26 protein-coding genes are annotated in these 22,053 nt (G+C 41.3%); 11 read left to right on the top strand and 15 right to left on the bottom strand.

Annotation, left to right across the window (positions count from 1 at the left end; genetic code table 11):
- Positions 1-138 precede the first annotated feature (138 nt).
- Complete coding sequence (locus WN948_RS09895; protein WP_342304036.1) at positions 139-1,080, top strand: nucleotidyltransferase domain-containing protein; 942 nt, start codon at positions 139-141, stop codon at positions 1,078-1,080.
- Positions 1,081-1,108: 28 nt separating this feature from the next.
- On the opposite strand, the gene WN948_RS09890 is transcribed toward WN948_RS09895, so the two are convergent.
- Together WN948_RS09890 and mptA are read right to left on the bottom strand one after the other, a co-directional pair.
- Positions 1,109-1,426: a DUF2098 domain-containing protein gene (locus WN948_RS09890; RefSeq protein ID WP_342304035.1), complete on the bottom strand. Its 318-nt coding sequence runs from the start codon at positions 1,424-1,426 to the stop codon at positions 1,109-1,111.
- Between the two features lie 54 nt (positions 1,427-1,480).
- The gene (gene mptA / locus WN948_RS09885; RefSeq protein WP_342304034.1) at positions 1,481-2,437 is read right to left on the bottom strand and encodes a GTP cyclohydrolase MptA; all 957 of its coding nucleotides are present in this window, start codon (positions 2,435-2,437) and stop codon (positions 1,481-1,483) included.
- Positions 2,438-2,479: 42 nt separating this feature from the next.
- Between mptA and WN948_RS09880 the strand changes: the two genes are divergently transcribed.
- From WN948_RS09880 to argB, 3 genes are all read left to right on the top strand, one after another.
- Positions 2,480-2,626, top strand: coding sequence for a hypothetical protein (locus tag WN948_RS09880; protein WP_342304033.1), 147 nt, complete (start codon positions 2,480-2,482; stop codon positions 2,624-2,626).
- Positions 2,627-2,863: 237 nt separating this feature from the next.
- Positions 2,864-3,154 carry a non-histone chromosomal MC1 family protein gene (locus WN948_RS09875; RefSeq protein ID WP_309307216.1) on the top strand — a complete coding sequence of 97 codons (291 nt, stop codon included), beginning with the start codon at positions 2,864-2,866 and terminating at the stop codon, positions 3,152-3,154.
- Positions 3,155-3,326: 172 nt separating this feature from the next.
- The gene (gene argB / locus WN948_RS09870; protein WP_342304032.1) at positions 3,327-4,220 is read left to right on the top strand and encodes an acetylglutamate kinase; all 894 of its coding nucleotides are present in this window, start codon (positions 3,327-3,329) and stop codon (positions 4,218-4,220) included.
- Positions 4,221-4,239: 19 nt separating this feature from the next.
- Here argB and WN948_RS09865 read toward each other — a convergent pair whose 3' ends face one another.
- Together WN948_RS09865 and guaA are read right to left on the bottom strand one after the other, a co-directional pair.
- Positions 4,240-5,280 carry an archaeosine biosynthesis radical SAM protein RaSEA gene (locus tag WN948_RS09865; RefSeq protein ID WP_342304031.1) on the bottom strand — a complete coding sequence of 347 codons (1,041 nt, stop codon included), beginning with the start codon at positions 5,278-5,280 and terminating at the stop codon, positions 4,240-4,242.
- 29 nt (positions 5,281-5,309) lie between these two features.
- Complete coding sequence (guaA, locus tag WN948_RS09860; RefSeq protein WP_342304030.1) at positions 5,310-6,224, bottom strand: glutamine-hydrolyzing GMP synthase; 915 nt, start codon at positions 6,222-6,224, stop codon at positions 5,310-5,312.
- Positions 6,225-6,378: 154 nt separating this feature from the next.
- Between guaA and recQ the strand changes: the two genes are divergently transcribed.
- Positions 6,379-8,493, top strand: coding sequence for a DNA helicase RecQ (recQ, locus tag WN948_RS09855; protein ID WP_342304028.1), 2,115 nt, complete (start codon positions 6,379-6,381; stop codon positions 8,491-8,493).
- 219 nt (positions 8,494-8,712) lie between these two features.
- Here the strand turns inward: recQ and WN948_RS09850 are convergent, their stop codons facing one another.
- Positions 8,713-9,471: an A24 family peptidase C-terminal domain-containing protein gene (locus WN948_RS09850; protein WP_342304027.1), complete on the bottom strand. Its 759-nt coding sequence runs from the start codon at positions 9,469-9,471 to the stop codon at positions 8,713-8,715.
- Between the two features lies 1 nt (position 9,472).
- Complete coding sequence (gene hxlA, locus WN948_RS09845; protein WP_342306452.1) at positions 9,473-10,741, bottom strand: 3-hexulose-6-phosphate synthase; 1,269 nt, start codon at positions 10,739-10,741, stop codon at positions 9,473-9,475.
- Positions 10,742-10,850: 109 nt separating this feature from the next.
- Here hxlA and WN948_RS09840 point away from each other — a divergent pair, with 109 nt between their 5' ends.
- From WN948_RS09840 to pyrI, 3 genes are read left to right on the top strand one after another with little or no spacing between them, the layout of a single operon-like run.
- Entirely contained in the window at positions 10,851-11,291 is a 441-nt protein-coding gene (locus WN948_RS09840) for a DUF5788 family protein (protein WP_342304026.1), read from the top strand.
- A gap of 51 nt (positions 11,292-11,342) precedes the next feature.
- Positions 11,343-12,269, top strand: coding sequence for an aspartate carbamoyltransferase (pyrB, locus tag WN948_RS09835; protein WP_342304025.1), 927 nt, complete (start codon positions 11,343-11,345; stop codon positions 12,267-12,269).
- The gene (gene pyrI, locus WN948_RS09830) at positions 12,266-12,736 is read left to right on the top strand and encodes an aspartate carbamoyltransferase regulatory subunit (protein ID WP_342304024.1); all 471 of its coding nucleotides are present in this window, start codon (positions 12,266-12,268) and stop codon (positions 12,734-12,736) included. The genes pyrB and pyrI overlap by 4 nt, the downstream gene beginning before the upstream one ends.
- Before the next feature lie 199 nt (positions 12,737-12,935).
- Here the strand turns inward: pyrI and dapB are convergent, their stop codons facing one another.
- The 4 genes from dapB to WN948_RS09810 form a co-directional block, all read right to left on the bottom strand.
- Positions 12,936-13,727, bottom strand: coding sequence for a 4-hydroxy-tetrahydrodipicolinate reductase (dapB, locus tag WN948_RS09825; protein ID WP_342304023.1), 792 nt, complete (start codon positions 13,725-13,727; stop codon positions 12,936-12,938).
- The gene (gene dapA, locus WN948_RS09820; RefSeq protein ID WP_342304022.1) at positions 13,724-14,599 is read right to left on the bottom strand and encodes a 4-hydroxy-tetrahydrodipicolinate synthase; all 876 of its coding nucleotides are present in this window, start codon (positions 14,597-14,599) and stop codon (positions 13,724-13,726) included. The genes dapB and dapA overlap by 4 nt, the downstream gene beginning before the upstream one ends.
- Positions 14,600-14,623: 24 nt before the next feature.
- Entirely contained in the window at positions 14,624-14,818 is a 195-nt protein-coding gene (locus tag WN948_RS09815) for a 30S ribosomal protein S17e (RefSeq protein ID WP_342304021.1), read from the bottom strand.
- A gap of 130 nt (positions 14,819-14,948) precedes the next feature.
- On the bottom strand, positions 14,949-15,236 hold the full coding sequence (locus WN948_RS09810; protein ID WP_342304020.1) for a hypothetical protein: 288 nt from the start codon (positions 15,234-15,236) through the stop codon (positions 14,949-14,951).
- A gap of 121 nt (positions 15,237-15,357) precedes the next feature.
- On the opposite strand from WN948_RS09810, the gene dinB reads away from it, so the two are divergent.
- The 3 genes from dinB (at position 15,358) to WN948_RS09795 (ending at position 17,160) form a co-directional block, all read left to right on the top strand.
- A complete protein-coding gene (gene dinB / locus WN948_RS09805; protein WP_342304019.1) occupies positions 15,358-16,446 on the top strand; it encodes a DNA polymerase IV in 1,089 nt (362 codons plus the stop codon).
- A 142-nt stretch (positions 16,447-16,588) separates the two neighbouring features.
- Positions 16,589-16,873, top strand: a complete 285-nt coding sequence (locus WN948_RS09800; protein WP_342304018.1) for a ferritin family protein — start codon at positions 16,589-16,591, stop codon at positions 16,871-16,873.
- A gap of 17 nt (positions 16,874-16,890) precedes the next feature.
- Positions 16,891-17,160: a ferritin family protein gene (locus tag WN948_RS09795; protein WP_342304017.1), complete on the top strand. Its 270-nt coding sequence runs from the start codon at positions 16,891-16,893 to the stop codon at positions 17,158-17,160.
- 179 nt (positions 17,161-17,339) lie between these two features.
- Here WN948_RS09795 and WN948_RS09790 read toward each other — a convergent pair whose 3' ends face one another.
- From WN948_RS09790 to mtnP, 5 genes are all read right to left on the bottom strand, one after another.
- A complete protein-coding gene (locus WN948_RS09790; protein ID WP_342304016.1) occupies positions 17,340-17,705 on the bottom strand; it encodes a hypothetical protein in 366 nt (121 codons plus the stop codon).
- A 257-nt stretch (positions 17,706-17,962) separates the two neighbouring features.
- Positions 17,963-19,804: a hypothetical protein gene (locus WN948_RS09785; RefSeq protein ID WP_342304015.1), complete on the bottom strand. Its 1,842-nt coding sequence runs from the start codon at positions 19,802-19,804 to the stop codon at positions 17,963-17,965.
- 59 nt (positions 19,805-19,863) lie between these two features.
- The gene (locus tag WN948_RS09780; protein WP_342304014.1) at positions 19,864-20,610 is read right to left on the bottom strand and encodes a heparan-alpha-glucosaminide N-acetyltransferase; all 747 of its coding nucleotides are present in this window, start codon (positions 20,608-20,610) and stop codon (positions 19,864-19,866) included.
- Between the two features lie 23 nt (positions 20,611-20,633).
- Positions 20,634-21,107 (bottom strand): Zn-ribbon domain-containing protein, encoded by a 474-nt coding sequence (locus tag WN948_RS09775; protein WP_342304013.1) that lies wholly within the window; start codon positions 21,105-21,107, stop codon positions 20,634-20,636.
- Positions 21,108-21,181: 74 nt separating this feature from the next.
- On the bottom strand, positions 21,182-22,045 hold the full coding sequence (gene mtnP / locus WN948_RS09770; protein WP_342304012.1) for an S-methyl-5'-thioadenosine phosphorylase: 864 nt from the start codon (positions 22,043-22,045) through the stop codon (positions 21,182-21,184).
- Positions 22,046-22,053: the final 8 nt, after the last annotated feature.

The following is a 22,053-nucleotide window of genomic DNA, read 5'->3' as shown; positions in this document are numbered from 1 at the left end:
CAAAACAAACTATGTAATCAAAAGTATGTATCGTATTTGATACAAGAATTATGTCAGCACTATTTTTATGTTAAGAGGCATTTTACCTGTACAAATAACTGCCGGAAAAACACCGGAAAATTACCAGGAAGGCTAAAGATGATAAAAACAAGACTCAGAGATTTCCTTGTTACAAAAGATAATTGGATCTTTGCAGTTTCCGATTATTTTCACCCGCATGGAGTCAGGTCAACAATGCGATACGTACCTGATGAGAACGGTGAGCGCGAACTCGACGGGAAACGCTACAAAAAATATGATTTTGACGTGGCTTTTGATTTCATGCGTCAGAACCGTCCTGAATGGGTAGAGGATGTTCATGTAGTACCTGAAGACCAGATAAAAAAAGTGCTTCCCCCAAACAGTGTCATTGAAAAACTGTATGATTCTGACAAAAGAGTTGCCGTGGTTGTTGACACCCTTGAAGAAGCAGGCATCAGCAGAGAAATGATGGGCGTTACCGGTTCACTTTTACCGGGGCTTCAGAATGAAGGCTCAGATATAGATTTTGTAGTCTATGGTGCACAGTGGTTCATTGCAAGGGACGCAATAGCAAAAGCAAAGTCAGAAAGCGGGCCTATTGAAGATATTGACGAAACGATGTGGAAGAAAATATACAACAAACGCATCCCTGAGATTTCATTTAAGGAATTCATTGCCCATGAAAAGAGAAAGGGCAACCGTGGAATGGTTGACGGTACATATTTCGACCTTCTTTTTGTTCGTGACTGGGAACAGATTAAAGAGCCGACACTAAGAGGAGAGGATATCGGCACCATTAAAATAGAAGCAAAGGTCACAAATGCAGACCTTGCCTTTGACAGTCCTTCAGTCTACAAAGTGGAACATGATGAGATAGACCATGTGCTTTCATACACGCACACCTATGCAGGACAGGCTCTTGAAGGAGAAATAATTGAAGCACAGGGTGTTGTAGAGCAGGTCGGCAACATTAAAAGACTGGTTGTGGGAACTTCCAGAGAACCAAAAGGTGAATGGATACGCTCACTCACATTACTTAAAAAAGAAGGTCTTATTTAACATATTTAAAAAAAATTCATTTGGCGGATTAACCTCCGCCAGTTACCTGTTCAATGTCAGCGCCAATGTCATCTACACTAGAATAATCGTCTAGATAGGATTCAGCATCTTTAACAGAACTACGTTCTATTTTTTCTTTGATGATCTCGCTTGCATCTGCAAGAACAAGTGTTTCCGGCTTATAGTAAAGACCTGTGGTATCCATCAATACCCAGACACCGTCTTCATCTTCCTTAAGCTCGAGAACCCTGCCTACGGTACCAGTATTTAGGTACCTTACCACAGAGTCAATTACAATTGGATTTCCATCAACGTCCAGAGCTTCGATCATTTCAGAATCTGTCATAGCGCAACTCCTGTAATTCACTTAGTGTACAATGAACATGGGCAGTTTAAAAGTTTAAGCATCCTGAGAGATTTCAAGACGCAGGTCACCAATCTTTGCAACTCTTTCGGCAAAAGCATTGTGTCTGTGTATGCTTTCTTCATTGATCTGCTTGATCGTTACAATTGCCTCATTTGGCAAATGTCCAAAGGCCTTGACAACATTCTTTGCCATAGTCCTTACGCAGTCTTCCACAAATTTAGGATTATTGTGAGCTGTCTGCACAACCATTGCTTCATCAGAGCGCTTCAGAAGTTCGAATACACTGGAACTCATAGAACCTTCGATAATCTCAATGATATGTTCAAGCGACACATAAACATCGCCCTCTACTTCTATGGAGATTATACCACGACCACGCTGGTTGTGAGTAGCCATTGGAACCCTGTGAAGGAATTCTGCAATATGCTGCTCGTCCACACCAATGTTTTCCAGTTCCTTCCTGGCGTTATCTCTCATGATCTCCTGAGCACATGGGCATGCAGTCATTCCAACAACCTCTGCACCAATGAGCTTCTTGACCGCCATCTGAGTGACATCCTCACGCATGGCAATTGCTTCAGCAAATATTTCTACAACTTCCTGGCATTCCATTTTGGTAGCAGGAGACTCTCGCTTAACCACGTACTCACTTTTCAAAATAACTTCAGCACGAGTAGCATATTCATGCCGGGTCAGGAGACTTTGAGCAACATCACTGCACAGCTGTTCAATCTCATAAACAGGCATGTTGACTGCTTTTTGGAGTACTTCGTCAACTGCCTCAAAATTACGAGACAGATTGGCTCCCTTCAAGTGAGAAGGAAGATCTACGAAGATGTCAAAAGTACATATCAGGATAACAGGACGCTTGTCCCTTCTCTTGATCTGAACTAGTTTTTTAACATTAGTAACACCGACACGAGTCAGGTTAATAGGTATCTGCGGCTTGTCAGCCTGTATATCGGGGAGTTTTACAACCGGAATTTCCATTATTATGACCTCTGAAATCAAAAGATGGCAAACCACCTTATAATGATGGATAGAAATTATATCATGCTCAAGGGACTCATTGCATGTAAAGGTTGTGTTAAGAGCCCACGACTAAAAGAAAACAAAATGGATACAGAAGAAGATACAAGATACAAAACAAGTAACTGCGACCTGATACATATGAGATAAATAGCCAATTAATAAATCAAGTATACTTGACATGTTGCGGCATGCCGCTCTCTAATGAACGATAACCCAGCACAAATATTATAAAAATCAGGCCATAGTGACAGGTAATAAATGGTCAAAATTGTGGTAGATGTGTTAAAACAAGAACAAAAGACAACATTAAAAGAAAAATATATATACTGCATATACCAAATACGGTTAGCAGTGGTAATCGCATAATGATTACGAGGTGACATCATGTCTGAAACAAGAAATTTTGTGTTAAGAGACAAGAAAGGAAATGAACATGGGGTATTCACTGGAAAACAGCCAAGACAGGCTGCTTTGAAGGTTGCAAACAGAGGAAAAGGAACTAAAAAGAAGCCAGATGACATCAGGCTTCGTGAGCGCGGAACAAAGAAAGTCCATGTGTTCAAAGGCTGGAAAGAAATGGTCGACGCACCAAAGAACAAGCCAGACTGGATGCCTGACAAGATCAACAAGCCATTTGTTAAGAAAGTCGGTATCGAAAAGCTTGAGAAAGTCTGAATTTCATGAGGGACCCATTTCATGGGTCTTTTTGTTTTAAACATCTTTTTTTACATATCTGCTGCCTGTAGCAGAAATAACTTTTAAATCATTTAACCCTATTAATAGTAAGCTCCGAAGTTATAGCCATGCAGATACCGGGCTTATAATAAATGATAGCAGGTGAAATATCATGACACTTAATCGAGAGAATGTACTGATCGAAGCATTGCCATACATAAGGGACTTCCATGATTCGATAATGGTAATCAAAGTCGGTGGCCATGCAATGGTCAATCCCGAGGTAATGAGTGACATCATACAGGATGTCGTCCTTCTAAGATACGTAGGGATACACCCCATCATAGTCCACGGTGGCGGACCGGAAATCTCTGAAAAGATGAAACGCATGGGCAAAGAATCCCAGTTTGTAGGCGGCCTGCGAGTCACAGACGATGAAACACTTGAGATCGCACGCATGGTCCTTGTGGGCAATATCAACACAGAGATCGTAGCACTCATCGGAAAACACGGTGCCAAGGGAATCGGACTTTCCGGAAAAGATGGGAAGATGATCATAGCAAAGAAAAAACCATTCCAGAAGATCATGATCGAGAACGTTGAACATGAAGTTGACCTCGGGTGGGTAGGAGATACGGAAATAATTAACCCGGAACTGCTTAACATACTTATTCGCGAAGGTTATATACCCGTTATATCGCCGATTGCCATGGATGTCAGCGGCAAAGCACTTAACATAAATGCAGATACCGTTGCCGGTGACATTGCAGCCGCTCTGAAGGCTAAGAAACTCATCCTGATGACCGATGTCCCAGGACTATTGAGAGATATCAATGACAGAAGCTCACGCATATCAAGGGTTGCCATTGATGAAATTGATGACATGGTCGACAGCGGGCTAATCTCAGGTGGGATGATACCTAAGATAAGAAGTGCCGCAGGTTCAGTAACAAGTGGAGTTGAGAAAATCCATATAATAGACGGAAGTATTTCCCACTCAGTACTGCTTGAACTGTTCACAGACACCGGAATAGGTACAATGGTCTACAAAAAAGAAGATGAGTAAGAACTCATCTTAATTCATTTTAATCCGTTATCGGACTGCCAAATGTGTGATCATCGAGTTCTAAGACCTGCTCCCATAGATCTTTGCAATCACAGGAAAGATGCTCAAAGCATGAAAGATCCTGTGTGAGTGAGAACAACCTGATTGCATCTGCAACGGTATGACTGCATTCCCTGCAGTTACGAGGGCCTCTTTTTGAACCTGCACCTACTGGATCGGATGTGATAATCATATCCGGGAACTCTGCCTTTGTCCTTTTCAATATCTCGACAATACTCCATAACCAGGGAGGACGATACTGCTTCCTTTCCCAGAGATACTCCACATATGTGCCACGCTGGACATTGCAGAGATTGATAGAATATGTATCAGAATACTGTGCCGCATCACGTACGGTCTTTACAATATCCTCCAATGCCTCTTTCTCCGACAGGAACAGCGGTTTTAGCATTAGATAGGTTTTTACTGTTGCACCATTTGCTCTTGCCGCAGTGGCGGCATCGGTGAAATTCTTAAAAGTAAAACCTTTGTTGATAGATTGTTTGCGAATGGCATCCGAACTTGTTTCAAGACCCGTTGCAACTTCAAAATCCGTGTTTTTGAGAATGCTTACACAATCTTTTACACTTTCCTCAGTTATAAACTCAGGGCGTGTTTCAGCCAGCACTTTTACGACCCTTTCATCCACATCAAGCTCAGCCAGCATCTTGTGCCGTACCTCAAGAGGTATCTCTTTTGTATCGAGGAAACTGCCTGAAGTGAATATCTTGACCATGAACTTATCAAAATCCGAAGCTTTCCTCATTGCCCGGGAAAGCTGAGCCATCAAGTCATCATCAGAAGGAACGGTCTGCGCACTGTCATAGACATAGCCGCACATGGTGCATCCTCCTGCCTTGCCCCACCAGCACCCTGATGTCTTGAAAATTATAGTGATAGTGTCTATCTGCCCGGTGCCAAGAACATCCTTCCCAGTCCACGCTGCGGCAGGATCACGGGTAGAAGAGGGTTTTATCCTCTGACGGTTACGAATATCAAGAACTGCTTTATTAAGTGACATTTGCCTGAACTCTTCCATAAATCAATTATTCACTCGAACTCTATTGTAGCAGGTGGCTTTGGAGTAATATCATACAGGACCCTGGCAACAGAGGGTATCTGTGCAGTTATCCTTGATTCTATCTTCCTGAGAACATCCCATGGAAGCTCCATTGCTTCTGCGGTCATGCCATCTCTTGAACCTACTGCCCTTACAGCAACGATCCATCCGTGAACTCTCACATCACCCTTGACACCTGTGCCCTTGCCAACAATTGCGGCAAAGGTCTGCCATGGTCGGAACTGCTCTACAAGTTCTTCCTCAACAATTGCGTTGGCTTCTCTTACAGCCTCTACGAGTTCCTCTGTGACCTTGCCCACGATCCTTACTGAAAGACCAGGGCCCGGGAAAGGCATCCTCTCGGATACCTCATCAGGGAGTTCCAGTGCACGGGCAACCTCACGAACCTCATCCTTGTATAGGTCATCTATTGGTTCCACAATTGCCTTAAAATCCATAACTGAAGGAAGACCACCTACGTTATGGTGTGATTTTATGCCACCCTCTGATTCGATCCTGTCAGGATAGATGGTTCCCTGTATAAGATACTCAGCATTCAGTAACTTTGCTTCGTCTTCAAAAACACGTATAAAAGCCTCACCGACTGCCTTGCGCTTATCTTCAGGATCCTCGATACCTGCAAGAGCTGAGAGGAAACGGTCTTTTGCATCCACTACCTGAAGGTTCATGTCAGAGAATATTTCCTTGATCCTCTCAGTTTCACCTTTGCGCATCAGGCCTGTGTCTATGTATATAGGTGTCAGCTTATCGCCAATTGCACGGTGTGCAAGGATAGCACAAACGGAACTGTCCACGCCGCCTGAAAGTGCTATGATGGCAGGGCCATTGATCTGCTGCTGAATCTTTTCTATTGCCTTAGGAATGAATTTGTCTACTTTTACCATGAATGAGAACTCCAAAATGGGATTTACCCTGAAATAGTATTTCGTACATATTAATGCTCTCCCGAACATAAGAGACTTACCAGAGAGAAAAAACAAAAATCCACAGAATACTTTCACCCTGCTTAGCAGACAATTAAATACAGCGGTTACATATATGCAGGAAAACAAGTATGGTCTAAAAATGCATAAGACTCTCCAGAAGTACTTTGGATATTCTGATTTTCGTCCCCTTCAGGAAGACATAATTAACGATGTCCTCGATGACAAGGACACTTTTGTGCTTATGCCAACAGGCGGAGGCAAGTCACTTTGCTACCAGCTTCCGGCTCTGCTCAAAGATGGCATTACAGTAGTTGTTTCACCCCTTATTTCCCTCATGAAGGATCAGGTAGACAGCCTCACGGAAAGCGGAGTCGATGCAGCATACCTAAACAGTACTCTGAAACCTGCAGAATCCAGGAGAATATACGAGGAACTGAAAAGTGGAGAGATAAAGATACTGTATGTGGCACCCGAAAGGCTGACCATGTCCAGTACCATCACGCTTCTAAAGAGCCTGGATGTAAGTCTTTTTGCAATTGATGAAAGTCATTGTATCTCCGAATGGGGACATGATTTCAGGCCGGAATACCGCAAACTCAATTTTCTGAAGAAAAAGTTCCCCGAAGTACCCATCATTGCACTTACCGCAACAGCCACCCCTAAGGTTAGGGAAGATACAATTAATCAACTTGGCATCAGCCACGGCAAAACATACATTGCAAGTTTTGACCGTGCAAACCTTTTCTATCGGGTCAGAGCAAAGAAGGACACTTATGATAATTTACTCAAATACCTGAGAAAGAAGAGAGGAGAAAGCGGTATAATCTACTGCCAGAGCCGAAAGACAGTTGACACCCTTACGAAGAAACTCAGGAAAGACGGTTTCAATGCCCTCTCATACCATGCAGGGCTTAAAGACAGCCAGCGAGAAAAGAATCAAGAGATGTTCATAAAGGACAGGGTCAGTATCATCGTTGCTACCATTGCCTTTGGCATGGGAATCGACAAGCCCAATGTCCGTTTTGTTATTCACTATGACCTTCCAAAGAATCTCGAAAGCTATTACCAGGAAACCGGAAGGGGAGGGAGAGACGGACTTGAATGCGAGTGCGTGCTTTTTTTCAGCAGGGGTGACAGGTTCAAGATCGAATATTTCATCAAACAGAAGGACAAGAAGGAAGAGAGAGACATTGCCCTTAAGCAACTCAACGAAATGGTGGACTACTGTGAAAGCAACATCTGCCGCAGAAAAGTGTTGCTCAGGTATTTCGGGGAAGAGACTGCAGAAGACAATTGTGGGAAATGCGACGTATGCCTGCAACCACGCATAGAGGTTGACGGAACAAATGATGCAAAGCTGCTTATAAATTGTATAAAGGAACTTGACCAGAGATTTGGCATGAACCATGTCATTGATGTGCTTACAGGTAGCAGGGCAAAAAAGATCACAGATAAGAAACACCAGCTTCTCAAGAATTTTGGTCAGGGCGATATGTATCCTAAAGCTGACTGGATGGACATGGCCCGGGATATGGTACGTCAGGATGTCATCAAAGTGGAAGGCGCACGTTACCCACTCCTCAAACTCAACAGGAAGAGTGAGGAAGTCCTGTCCGGCAAAAGAATGGTGACCTTTACGCGAAAAGTAGACGAAGAGAATCAGGCCGATTATGAACCAGTGACACAATCTCCTGAAAGAGATGAAATATCTGAACAGTCACCTTCTGTGATACACAGGAAGGTAAGTAATGATCCCGACAAAGACCTTTTTGAGAAACTCAAAGAATTGCGTATATCCATGGCCCAGATGCAGGATGTGCCACCATATATCATATTTGCTGATACAAGTCTTCGCCAAATGGCCACTAAAAAACCTGAAAATAATGAAGAGCTGTTGAAGATCACAGGTGTCGGCGAGTACAAACTCAAGAAATACGGCAAATTCTTCCTGAAAGAGATTGCAAAACATCGTGATGAACTGGAAGGAAATAAGCAGGCAGAACATGAACTGAAAATTTCGGATAATGAAGTGCAAAAGAAAACTGTAAAACCTGTTGCATCTGCGCCTCTGGCAAGTTCAAAACCGAAGCTTGAAAAGGAACTACTGGTAAGGACAATGGATGCCCTGGAAGAAGATGTTGTCAAAATGATAAAAGACAAACTAGGCGGCGTTTTTTCTGATGATGAAATAAAAAACGTGTATCAATCCCTTATAATGGGAAAATGATACAAACCAATGCTCACGTCCAATTATTCGCAGGTATCCAACAAATGTCTTTTTGGGCGAACCCTGGAATCGCCAGGATGAATTGGACTGATTTTTGCCTCTTTTACATCTTCCTTTTTCTGCTTTTTATCTTCAGGGGTTTTTTCTTCTATATAACCCACCTCCAATTATAGATTAGAGTTTGGAATATTAAAAGTTAATGAAAAAGAAAAAAACAGTTCACATCATCATGAACTGCATTGTAAGATAAAATATAAGATCTCCAAAAACCACTGCAGTGATAAAACCTGCAGTTATCGGAATCATGAATGGGAGCCCAGGGGTTATCCACACACCCTCCTTTACTTTGCCTTCCTTGCGGTAACCTTTCAGTTCGGATATAACATCAGAACTAAGTTCAGTACCTGATCTGGAGAATTTGAATTCAATTCCTTCCTTTGTCTTGCCATATGACTCGATCATACGGAAGTGTCCTTTTTCCAGCTTTGATATCGGCATGATGTAACCAATGAACATGTAGAAGGGACGCCTTAGAGATTCCGATGGACTTTTTATCAGATTGTACAGGAACAGCCCAATTGGAACTATTATTGTAAGTATTATAGAGTTGCCAAATACACTAAAGGCAAACAAATTGATAAGCGGAATTCCATCAAGCGGAAGTGAAGTCGAACCTATCGTAATTACCGGGAACGTGGGGATTATCAGCGAAATTACCATCAACACCTTTGCATCCGCTCCCCCAAAAGCACCAAACTGGAAAAGCATGTATACGAAGGCAAAGATGAATATGAAAGAAAGGATGTTGCGTATGAGATATGGAAAACCATATGTCATAAGATCATACATTATGAAGATGAATCCAACACCGAACATCATGACCCATACTTCATTGGCTACACGACGAGTTTTTATATCAGCGTAACAGGCATACAGCAAAAAAGGCATGCATGCAAGAACTTTAAGTATTTCGATCATTTCAGTGTTTCTCCCATTTCTTAAGTTTCATGACCTCTGACAGAGTTGAACCCCTGCGAATCTCCTCAGAAAGACGCTGTTCAGTCTTCTCGACTTCTTTGGCACGTCTGGCAATCTCATAAGCACGTTCCTTTGGAATTACCACTACCCCATTATCGTCTCCGATGATATAATCACCAGGGCTTACGGACTGGTTTCCACAGACTATCTCAGAATTGATCTCACCAAATCCTTTCGGCTCACCTGCATTGGGAACATTGCTGGTTGCAAAGACAGGCAGCCCTATTTTGCGAATCTCATCTATATCCCTGACCGCTCCATCAACGACAACACCTGCTATGCTCTTATTAAGACAACTCAGGGTTGCAAGGCCGCCCCAGGGCGCAACATTCCTGCTACCATTGTAAATGACAATTACATCCCCCTCCTTTGCCTCATCTATGGCCTCCACTGCCTTGGCCCAGTCACCTTTGAAAGTCTGTACTGTTACCGCAGTACCGATCATTTTTTTTCCGGGCAACATAGAAAAGATATCCTGCATAGCACCTTTACGGTGCATGGCATCGGAAATATTAGGAGTGGAAACACCTTCCAGTATCTTTCGAATCTCTTCGTCGGGAGAGCTTTTCAATATAGGTGCTGCGCAAGGAGAGTCAACACTTTGCCGAATAGCCTTTGATGATTCAGTTACATTGGATGAGCGAACAATATTCCCGCCAACTATTACAATGTTCGCACCAGCAAAAACGGCTTCAGAGCACGATGCCGCATCAAGTCCACCTGCTATTGCAACGGGGATACTTACCTGCGCCACAACTTCTTTCATTATGGCAAGTGAATCCTGACCTTTCATCTGCTGGTCTATGCCGGCATGCACATTAATGTAATCGACACCCAGCTTTTCCATTTCGATGCTGCGGGAAACAGGGTCATTGGCAGATATCAGATCTGCCATTATCCTCACACCATATTTCTTTGCGGCACGTATCGCTTCCTGAATGGTGGAATCGTCAGAACTGGCAAGTACAACTATAATATCCGCACCGGCTTTAGCACCCATTTCAACTTCTATTGAACCGGTGTCTGCTATTTTCATATCTGCGATGATTGTCCTGTCGGGAAAGTTTTTCCTGATTTCCCTTATGGCATCCATTCCCTCGCTTTTTATGAGGGGCGTTCCGACTTCTATCCAGTCAGCACCTCCCTCAAGGGATTCTTTTGCTATCTGTATTGCTCTGTCCGTTTCTAAAAGGTCAAGAGCTACCTGAATGATTGGTTTGATATGATCACCTTTGGAAATACTTACACTACCAAAATACTTGAAAACCTATAAATTTAATCACGCAAAAATGGTATATTATGAAATAATTGGGGGAAAAATGACTGAAAGCGAAGAATTATCTGATAAGGAACGACAAAAATTGCTTAACAGACTTCATAAATGTCTTTTCTGGGTAGGAGAACAGATACCAAATAAAGTATGTATCGAAGGAAAAAATGTAAATCTTCATGAAGTTGTCTGGGAAATCGTCAATAAAGCCAAACTTGAAGAGGCTGACCTGGGAAACATAGAGCGCTTTCTGGAACTTTTAAGTGACAAAGAAAAAGAATATGAGGAATGTCTTGAACATGAGCATCTGAGCCGCGAGGAGGCAAAAGAAACCTTTGATAGGGCTGCAGGTGTTATGCGGGCTGTCATGGACCTCAAGGAACTGACAATATCCTCTAAGAGAAAAGTCATTTTCAAAAACAGGCATATATGCAACGATGTGAATACAGATGATTGGAATTCATTGACAGAAGATATAATAGAAAAATGAAAGCTGGATATCAGGCAACTATTATATCCCATGTAATGCCTTTAGTAGTAAATGAAATTCAAGGACCAACATATCATTTCCATGAGGGAATTCTCAAGAGAAATGATCGATCATATCCTCAATGCTGCTGAAAAAATGGAGCCCATTGCACATGGGAAACATAAATCAGATCTTCTTGCCGGAAAAGTTCTTGCAGTCCTCTTTTTTGAACCAAGTACAAGGACCAGGATGTCCTTTGAAACTGCAATGATAAGACTGGGAGGAGACGTACTGAATTTGGGTTCCGTGGATGCAAGTTCCATAGCCAAAGGAGAAACACTAGCAGATACCGTGAGAGTTGTTGATGGGTACGTCGATGCTATTGTGTTGCGTCACCCAAAAGAAGGGGCAGCACAACTTGCATCTGAGTTTTCAAGAGTGCCTATTCTTAATGCAGGAGACGGTGCAGGCCATCATCCAACACAAACATTGCTTGACCTTTATACCATAAAACGTGAAAGCCACCTTGAAGGAATTAAAATTGCACTGGCCGGGGATTTGAAATATGGAAGGACAGTTCACTCCCTCTGCTATGCATTATCCCATTACGGTGCCCATATAACACTGATATCACCAAAAGAACTGAGCATGCCAGAAGAAATAATCAGTGACATCGTAGCGCGAGGTGCAAAAATCGTTGAAACGGATTCTATTGAGGATGCCATCAATGATGTTGATGTGCTTTACATGACACGCATACAGAAGGAAAGGTTCCCGGACCCGGCTGAATACCAAAAGGTTGCCAACAGACTGAAGGTCACAATGGAAACATTGAAAGGGGTGAAACCGGAATTGAAGATCATGCACCCCCTTCCAAGAGTTAATGAGATAGATACCAGAATTGACGATACACCCCACGCTTGTTACTTCAAGCAGGCATTCTACGGAGTGCCTGTGAGGATGGCGCTTTTAGGGCTGGTTCTGGGGGCAATAGAATGACTGAAATTGAAACAGAACTGAGAGTGCGCAGAATAGAGAATGGGACTGTGATCGACCACATAACTTCAGGTAAAGCGTTAATTGTGCTGAAAATACTCGGACTGCCGGATTCATCCCATGGAGTTGTAAGTGTCCTGATAAATTCCCATGGAATATATGGGAAAAAAGATGTTGTCAAAATCGAGAACCGTGAACTTAAGGCTGAAGAGGTCGACAGGATAGCACTTATTGCACCCAATGCAACGATCAACATCATACGTAACTTCAATGTAACACGCAAGAACAAAGTACATATCCCATCTTTTGTAGAAGGTGTTGTAGGGTGCATAAACCCCAATTGTATTTCCAACAGCAACGAACCAATCACTTCAAAATTCAAAGTAACTACTGAAGACACAGGCCTGAAACTCAGATGCTTTTATTGTGCCAGGGTTATATCAGAAAATATTGCAGAGAATCTACTCTAGGGCAAGTTAAAAAAATAAAAAAGAAGAAACGTTTGGAGGTAGTAACCATGGCATTAAAATACGCATGTTACACCTTCAATTATATATTAGCACATATATAATATGATTGGCCATTGTTCATGATTTATTGTTATGTTTTGTGCCCACAGAGAAAGAGAAATGTGCCACACATGAACAAGCCAAAAAAAAGGTTTTGCCATTAAAGGCCAAGAATATCCCGCATAGTATAAAGCCCAGGTTCAGCATTGCCAATCCATGCAGCTGCTTTTACTGCACCGCCTGCAAATGATTGCCTTGAGTGGGCTTGGTGTTTTATCTCAATTCTTTCACCGTCACCGGCAAAGAGAACTGTGTGGTCACCTGCAATATCCCCACCTCGAACAGCATGTATACCTATTTCTTTTCCACGGGGAGCAAGACCTTCACGACCATAGACATAGTCCTTACCACCCAGTGCTTCACTGATAACTTCAGCAGCACCTTTTGCAGTACCACTTGGAGCATCTTTCTTCTGGTTATGGTGGGCTTCTATTATCTCAATGTCTGTATCAGGAAGATATTTTGCAGCTTCATGGAGAATCCTGAAGAACACATTTACACCAACTGAGTAATTAGGTGAGATTATTCCTGCAACGTTATTATCTACAATTGAGTCCTCAATTGTTTTTTTCTGTTCAGGAGTAAAACCGGTCGTACCTATGACAAGGTTCACACCGGCTGCTGCCGCCCTTGGGGCATTGACAACTGTAGCATTTGCAATTGTAAAATCAATAAGTACCTTTGTGCCGGTTTCCTTTAGAACGGATTCCATGTCACTTACATCAGATATCGGCACACTCAAAGTTCCGATCTGGGCCACCTCACCAACGTCCTTACCAATGTTCATAAGATCAAATGCGGCCGTTAAGCAGACATCTTCAGACCTGAGTATATTGTCAATGATGAGCCTACCCATCCGTCCTGAAGCACCTGTGACTCCAACATTTATCATGCAATACACCCCATGCTGCGGAGAACATTTTCAAGTTCAACACTGTTCTCTTCACTAAGAGGTGCAAGAGGAAGTCTCATTGTCCCGCTTGACAGACCGAGAAGTTCTACGGCACGCTTCACAGGAATAGGATTGGTCTCTGTGAATAATTCACGGATCAAGGGTGCCATTTCAAAGTGAAGCTTTCTTGCTGTTTCAAGGTCACCGGCGTTTACGGCATCGTAAAGCTTGACCATCAGTTCAGGAACGATGTTGGCAACAACAGATATTACACCTGCTCCGCCCATGGCAAGTATTGGAAATGTAAGTCCGTCCTCTCCAGAAAGAACGGCAAAATCTTCATCCACGGTCTGTTCAAGTATCTCAGATACTTTTACAAGGTTGCCACTTGCCTCTTTTACAGCGACAATGTTCTCTACTTTTGAAAGCTCAACAATGACTTCCAAAGGTATGTCCTGTCCTGTTCTAGAAGGTACGTTATATAATACAATAGGGAGATCAGCAGATTCCGCTATTTTCTTAAAATGAGCGATAAGCCCGGCATTATTAGGCTTAACGTAATATGGGGATATGATAAGAGCGCCATCTGCTCCTGCATCTGCCGCGTGTTTAGTAAGTTCGACTGCTTCAAGGGTGTTGTTAGAACCGGTACCGGCCACCACAGGAACCTTTGAACAATCAACACAAAGGTTGATCAGTTCTTTATGCTCCCCGGTTGACAGGGTAGCAGATTCACCAGTCGTGCCGCTGACAACAACTCCGGAAACGCCGCCTTCTTCAACATGATTGACAATATTTCTGAAGCTTTCAGCATCAATATTATTGTCACTTGTGAATGGCGTTACAAGAGCAGGCAAAACTCCTTCGAACATGGGAATATCCCTTCACCAGAAACGTTACTGTAATGGCTTGTATGTCATCTTTCTTGTTACATATCCAGCTACACGGTTTCTGATAACCTTGCTCTCAATAGTTGTGTACTTTGTAACAAGGAGCTTGTTTTGATCGAAGTCAGTTGTAAATACATCGTTGTGGTTTGTAGCTAAACGAATTGCAATTCTCTTAATGTTAGTCTGTCTAATATTTCCCATGATAATTCTCCATTATTAATATGAAATCCTATTTAAGATGAAACTCTATAATAGTAACGTGTATCGGGTTATAATAAATACCCTTACATTTATACCTTTTGGAATACTGGAACTGCACCAGAGAACTTTATTATATATCTGTCTTTCCCAGAAGGCGGTCAATTGCTTTTGCATTTTTAAAAACAGGTTCTCTTGTGCCTTTTTGATTGAAAAAAAGAGCAACGAGTACCACCAAAAGCCCGAGATTAGGATTAGAGAAAGAGAACAGTACACCGAGCATAACGAGAGCTGATGCAAATATACCTTTCATAGCACCCTTACGATAAGAGTCTAGTCGGGTTCTTTTATATATGCGAACATCCCGCAAAGTAAGGAAGAGAACCACAACATAAGCCAGAATTGCTATATATGTATACATGTTTGCACCTGTTATCTGTTCAAGGTCTGTGATATTATATCAGGATTCCGTCAGCAATGAATCTTGCAGGAAGAAAATAGATGCATAATTTAATTAAATCCCTGAATATAATAGGTGTTGAATGGAAAACTCATCCAGAGAACGAATAACACTGCATCTGGACATGGACAGTTTCTTCTCATCCGTGGAAGTCAGAGAAAGACCCGAGCTTAGAGGGTTGCCGGTAGTTGTGGGTTCAGACCCAAAAGGCGGCAGTGGAAGAGGAGTTGTAAGCACATGCTCCTACGAGGCAAGGGAATTTGGGATACATTCGGGAATGCCCATATCAAAAGCATACAGGCTGTGCTCTGATGCTACTTACCTCAAGGTGAATATGAAGCTTTACAAGGATGCTTCGGAAAACATCATGGACACCATACGCATTTTCGCAGACAGGTTCCAGCAGGTAAGTGTGGATGAGGCTTACATAGATATCGGAGATTCAATAAGTGATTACGAGTCTGCAATACTGCTTGCAGAAAAGATAAAAAGTGAAGTCAAGCGCTTGCAGAGACTCACATGTTCCATCGGAGTTGCACCTAACAAGGTCATTGCAAAAATAGCATCTGATTTCAATAAACCCGATAGACTTACAGTTGTGAGACCTGAAGATGTGCAGAATTTCCTCTTTCCACTGCACGTATCGAAGATACCGGGCATTGGAAAAAAGACACAGCCCATACTTCAGGAAATGGGAATCGAAAAAGTGGGACAGCTTGCATCATGCGACGTACAGCTTTTGATTGCACGGTTTGGAAAGTTTGGGTTGGTTATGCACCAGCTTGCAAACGGTATAGACACGCGCGAAGTGAAGGAACGCGATGTAGTCAAATCAATAAGTACCGAGGATACTTTTGACGAAGACATATATGACCCTCTGGAAATTGAGAGATCCTTTAGCGAGCTTTCAGAGAAGGTGCATGTATCACTTATCAAAAAGCATTTCAGATTCAGAACAGTAACCATCAAAGTACGGTTTGAAGATTTCAGGACATATACAAGGGCAAAGACATTGAATGCGGCTACTACTGATAAAGATGCTATCAGAAAGACAGCCATTAGCCTCATGGAAGAGTTTCTTGGAAAAGGAAGATTCAGATTACTTGGCGTGGGAGTCACAAAACTTGAGAAACTTGATGAAAGACAGACATTTCTGAGTGATTTTTTGTAATATCTTTTTTGACAAGTCTCGGCAGATATAAGTAATCAGGCCGCTCATGAATAAATGGGAGTAGGTTCAGACGTTTGAATAGTAAATATTCGAAGAACCAATCAATCCACAGTTAGAGAAATGGTAAACAGGGAGTGAAAGAGTGTTTTCAAAAGTACCCATAGATATTACGAAGATGAGCAAGGAAGACATAAATAAAGAAATGCTCAGGGCTGCACTTATCGCAGAATTGGATGCAATCAATCTTTACGAGCAGATGGCAGATATGACCGAGAACGATGAAGTAAGAAGAGTTCTGCTTGATGTTGCAAAAGAAGAAAAGACCCACATCGGAGAGTTCCAGACACTCCTGTTAAGAATGGACGAGGAGCAGGTAGAAGAACTTGAAGCCGGCAGAGAAGAAGTAGATGAAGAATTGGAAAAATAACTCCGGGAGATGATAGTTTGTTCTCAGAAGTTCCAATCGATATTGAAAAAGTAAGTAAAGAAGACCTTGACAAGGAGATCATGAGAGTTGCCATCATGGCAGAGTTCGATGCAATAAACATGTATGAACAGATGGCAAACCTTACCGACGACGAGGACCTCAAGATCATCCTGCTTGACATAGCCAGAGAAGAAAAAGTACATGCCGCCATGTTCCAGACAGTCCTCATGGAAGTGGACAGTGAATTCCTGCAGGTCATGGTAGACTATTCACTGACAAAAAAATAACATAGTGATGTTTGTCGGGATAAACGGCATCACATTCTTTTTTTATTGATATGCCGGAAAGAGTGGCGTACGTGTCCTGTTGATGAACAGCAAGCCCATCGGGGAGACTGTCACCACAGGGGACAAATTGCAGCAGGCGTTTGAGGATTACAGAAACGGGACTTTTGTGAAGTGAAAAATTACATATTTTCATAAATTGTCAGTATCATTTTTTTTCTCTCATCCATTGGAAGGGTGCACTTTGATAAAAATGACTTGAACATTGGCACATCAATCAAACCTTTTATGGGACAAATTTGACATGATAAGACGCATTTTGGACCATCAACATCATTGGTACTTTTTGGACAAATTATTACTTCTGTTTTTGAATTATATTCAACATAGCGTTCATCTATAACCACACCGGGATTATTGTCATCTCCAAATGGGATTCTCCTTACAACACCCGCATTTTCTCCTAAATCTATAGCTAGGAATTCAGAATCTATATCCGTTTTTTTCCAGATATCTATAAGATGCATTGTGTCTGGAATTTTTTCCAAACCATTGTAACCGAAATCTCCATTCGGCAATACAACAACTATTGGATAGATAAATGAAGGCTTCTTAATATCAGATTTAATAATTTTTGGTAACTATTCAGCCTGATAAAAACACTATCAATAGCAATCTTGACAAAAAGTTGAGACCTACATTTTATTAGGATCATTAATTTTGATTGTTGCCATTGATTGCTTTTTTGATTCTTAGGTTGTTAGTGAGCAAACATCTCCGTTTTGATTAAATCAGTATCAATAGGCTAATTGTGGTAGGCTGAATAGTTACTAATTTTTTTAAAATCAGAAGTCCATACCGTTGGGCCTGCGAGATATTGCCAACCAATAGAATCAATGCTATTGTCATTTATTAAAAATGTCTCAAATGTAGCAATACTGTTCTTTACGTCATCTGATAATCCTATACAATAGTTACTAAAATCAATATGTTTTATCAAATTAGATAGTTCATTGGAAAAATCATCGTAGCCAGATTCTTCCACTAATCTTATTAAATTAGTAATGCGCTCTTCTAAATTAGTAAGCACAAACGTATTTATACTCAAAGATTCGGGAATATAAAGCTTGGATTCCAAAAGATAACCTATCAATAAAAGATAGCCATAAACAGGATTTCCTCTATCAGATAACAATTCACACATACTTTCAACAAATTTCTCACCATTTTCTGCAATACCTTTTTTCCCCATAGTAATAGGTATCTTAAAAGGAGACCTAGCAAAACCTATAAAGAAAAAAGGGAATTCCGAATCATATTCCTCACTACTACCCATTAGTGCAATATTTGTAATTCTACCCCATTTTCTTCCATGCAGAAAAACATCATGTGCAGTTATGATTTCCCTTCTGAACTCCGATATCTGAAATAATTCAGATATAGCAAATAATTTCGTTAAAGGATTTCTTTGGATTTGTTCATAATACGCCCATCCTTCTAAATTCGAACAGAATTTCTGTATCAAAGTTCTGTTTTTTTCATTTTTGAACCAAAGAACAAAATAATCAGTCATAAAACCAATAAAATCAATGTGGAAAATCAGTTCTTCATTGTGCCCATAACTAACAAAATAACCCAAATTTGATTTTTTGAACGAGGGGGTTATTTCTATACCGAATAATTTTAATAAACTAAAGCTCTCTAAAAGAGTTGATTCAATTCCTGAATTCCATTCTCTTGCAATATTATTCAATTCCAGTTTTACATCGTCTATACTACACTCAAATGGTAATCCCAAACTCTGCTTGACTAACGAAATAGCACTTTCATCAAGCGTGCTATGTAATAGTAAATATGGGTTGATAATGCAAAAGGACAAAATAAAGTTATCTACATTTGACTTTTTTAAAGGTTGAGATAAAATTAAAAATCCATTTAAATCAGAACCTTGTAGCTGCTGCTTAATCATATCTAGTAAAAGTTGAAGCTTAATATTTTCATCAGAAAATTCAAAGCTAAAACACTCGACTATGTCGGCGCTGATTCCCCCTTTTTTGGACAAATACAAATCAGTAGGATTTCTTATAGTCAGCCTAATTTCATCTGGACTCTTGTATTCTGCATTGACTTCAATTATAGAAAATCCATGGAATGAAGATAGCAAAGAAATAGCATTTGAAATAATTTGTGGCCATTCCGAAGATACGATTATAAGCAAGTGACTTTTACTAGGCAACCCAGGAAATACAGTGGATAATCCATTTGCATACCCTAATATTTCGGAAACTGCTTCCCTTATTGTTGATTTATTCTTACTCTTTTGAGATAACGGCCTTTTCAATTCTACAATCGAAAAAAGACCTTTTTCTTCGATTCGAAATAGTATGTCTATTTGACTTGGCTTTCCTTTTCCTTTAATAATATCGATTTGATTATCTACCAATTTCAATTGTTCCATCAATAGAATTCCTTGGGACCAATTTTGAACTAGTAGTTGATTGAAAGAACCATGCAAATTGGATATGAATGAATCTTTTTCATAGGCTTTTGCTAAATTCTTGATTTCATCGAAGTTATCAATTAATTCATGAAATCTTCTCTCTTTCAATTCATTAAGCAACCAGGTTTCAAATTCTAGTTCTTTCATCGACATATTAATTCAAGAGATGAATACACATACATCCATTATAAATATGCTTAAAAATATTACATATGTATTAGAAACAATAACAAAATCCCAACAATCACCGGCTGATGCACCAAATATATCAGCAGCGACTTTTTCCCCAAATATCCCAGCAATCTCACAACAGAATTGTTCTCGCACTCACACATCCTGAAACTCCGCTGATAATCAGGATACAGGCGGTTCCCTGCAAAAACTCCCAACAACACAACACCAAACCATGGAATCAGTGGGAAGTAGTCAAGAGTATAGAAACCGTAGGGTTTTATTCCAAGCCAGAGCAGCCAGGAGAAATCTGCATAGGCAGTTTCCATGAAAATACCTGCAAACAGGATTAGAATACCTGCAATCAGACTGAAGTTCCTGTATTTTAGAAATGGATATGAAAGGATAATAGAAACACCTATTAGGTGCAGTATTCCAAAATAGATTGTTCCTCGTGCAAGAAAAACAGCTGTGAAAACTGTGATTACAAGACCCCATGAAAAGACACCTGCACCTCTTTTGAGAAAATGAGAGAACTGGTTCTGTGTGCCGTGTAAGGATAACGCACGGGAATAACTTAGTGTTAGGGAAACGCCCACAAGGAAAATGAATAGAATTGCGGCACTGCGTCCGATAACAAGTAGAATGCCGGAATGTGTGTTAAATTCATAGATTCCGAGAAAATCCAGGTCAAAAAAGAAATGATAGATAACCATCAGAAAGATGGCCATTCCGCGGAAAGCGTCAACTTCAAAGAATCGTTTTTTCTGGATCTTATCCATTGTCTGGCCCTGAAAGAAAAATATCACTTTCTCTTCTTTTTCTTATCCCGATTCTTATCTTTATTATCCTTGAAAACAGAGCCAAGGTGCAGTGCATAAGCGCCATCCTCTTTAATAGCCATGACAATTTCCTTGCGGTCAAGCAGGGAATTGAGGTTCAGCTCATACGAACCCGGACCAAGGATACGCACAGATTCGACACGCTCGCCTTCCTCTTCAGCAACACTGGGTTCCTTCTTTTCAATACCCAGGATATCATCGATCTCACGGACGATAGGCTCAGATGGTTTATCATCTGTTTTTGCAGAGGAGGTTTCGTCAATAACATTGTGCACTTCCTCGTGTTCAGATTCTTCAGTACTTTTGGTAACTGACTTCTCAAGCTCATCCTCACTTACGTAAAGGAACTTGTTCCAGCCACAATTGGGGCATCCGCTCAATATTACTGAAGCACCGTCGATAAAGATAGATTCGCATCTTGTGCACTTATGAGGCATTGGTCCACCGACTTAAATAAGTATCATGATATATTAAAACACTTACGACAAGCATGTAATAGACAGCAGGCTCATCACTCTTTAAGGTATTTGCCGATCAGAGGATCGAGTCGTCTTTTGGTGTCATGAGGGATCATGGAAGGAACAGTAGTAATGGCACCTGCCAGTGCATCCTTACACATACAATGTTGCTCAAGACTTAGTTTATCCAGAGATTCAACGATTATATCCTTTACGGCAGCCTCGTTCTTCATGGCATTCTCAATGATAGCTTCGATGGTCACATCTTCCTCATGCCAGACATCATAATCTGTTACTGTGGCTATCATAGAATAGCAGATCTCAGCCTCACGGGCAAGTTTTGCTTCAGGAATAGCTGTCATACCGATTATATCAAAACCAAGTGATTGATACACACGGGACTCCGCACGGGTTGAGAACTGTGGACCTTCCATACAAACGTATGTGCCGCCTTCCTTAACAGCATAGCCTTTTGACGTGGCAACATCTACTATGGCCTTTGAAGCTTCAGGACAGAACGGATCAGCAAAGCCCATGTGTACAACAATACCATCCTCAAAAAAAGTGGATGGTCTGGATTTAGTACGGTCGTATATCTGATTTGGGATCACTATATCCAGAGGCTTGAACTCTTCTCTCAAACTCCCAACTGCCGATGCCGCGATTATGCGTTTCACACCGAGTTTTTTAAGTGCGAAGATGTTAGCCCGGGAATTCAGTTCGGAAGGAGATACCCTGTGGCCCACACCATGTCTTGGGAGGAAACAAACTGCTTTGTCACCATGTTCACCGATGGTGATTGAATCAGAAGGTTTCCCAAAAGGAGTATCAATGTCTACTTCACGCACGTTGTCCAGCAGATTTGCGTCATATATTCCGCTTCCGCCTATTATTGCAATATCAGCTTTTTCTTGCATTTTATCCC

Source organism: Methanolobus sp. ZRKC5, assembly GCF_038446525.1.
Taxonomy (GTDB): Archaea; Halobacteriota; Methanosarcinia; order Methanosarcinales; family Methanosarcinaceae; genus Methanolobus.
The sequence above is the reverse complement of the archived record's forward strand: the minus strand, read 5'-3'. Positions and strand labels throughout refer to the sequence as shown.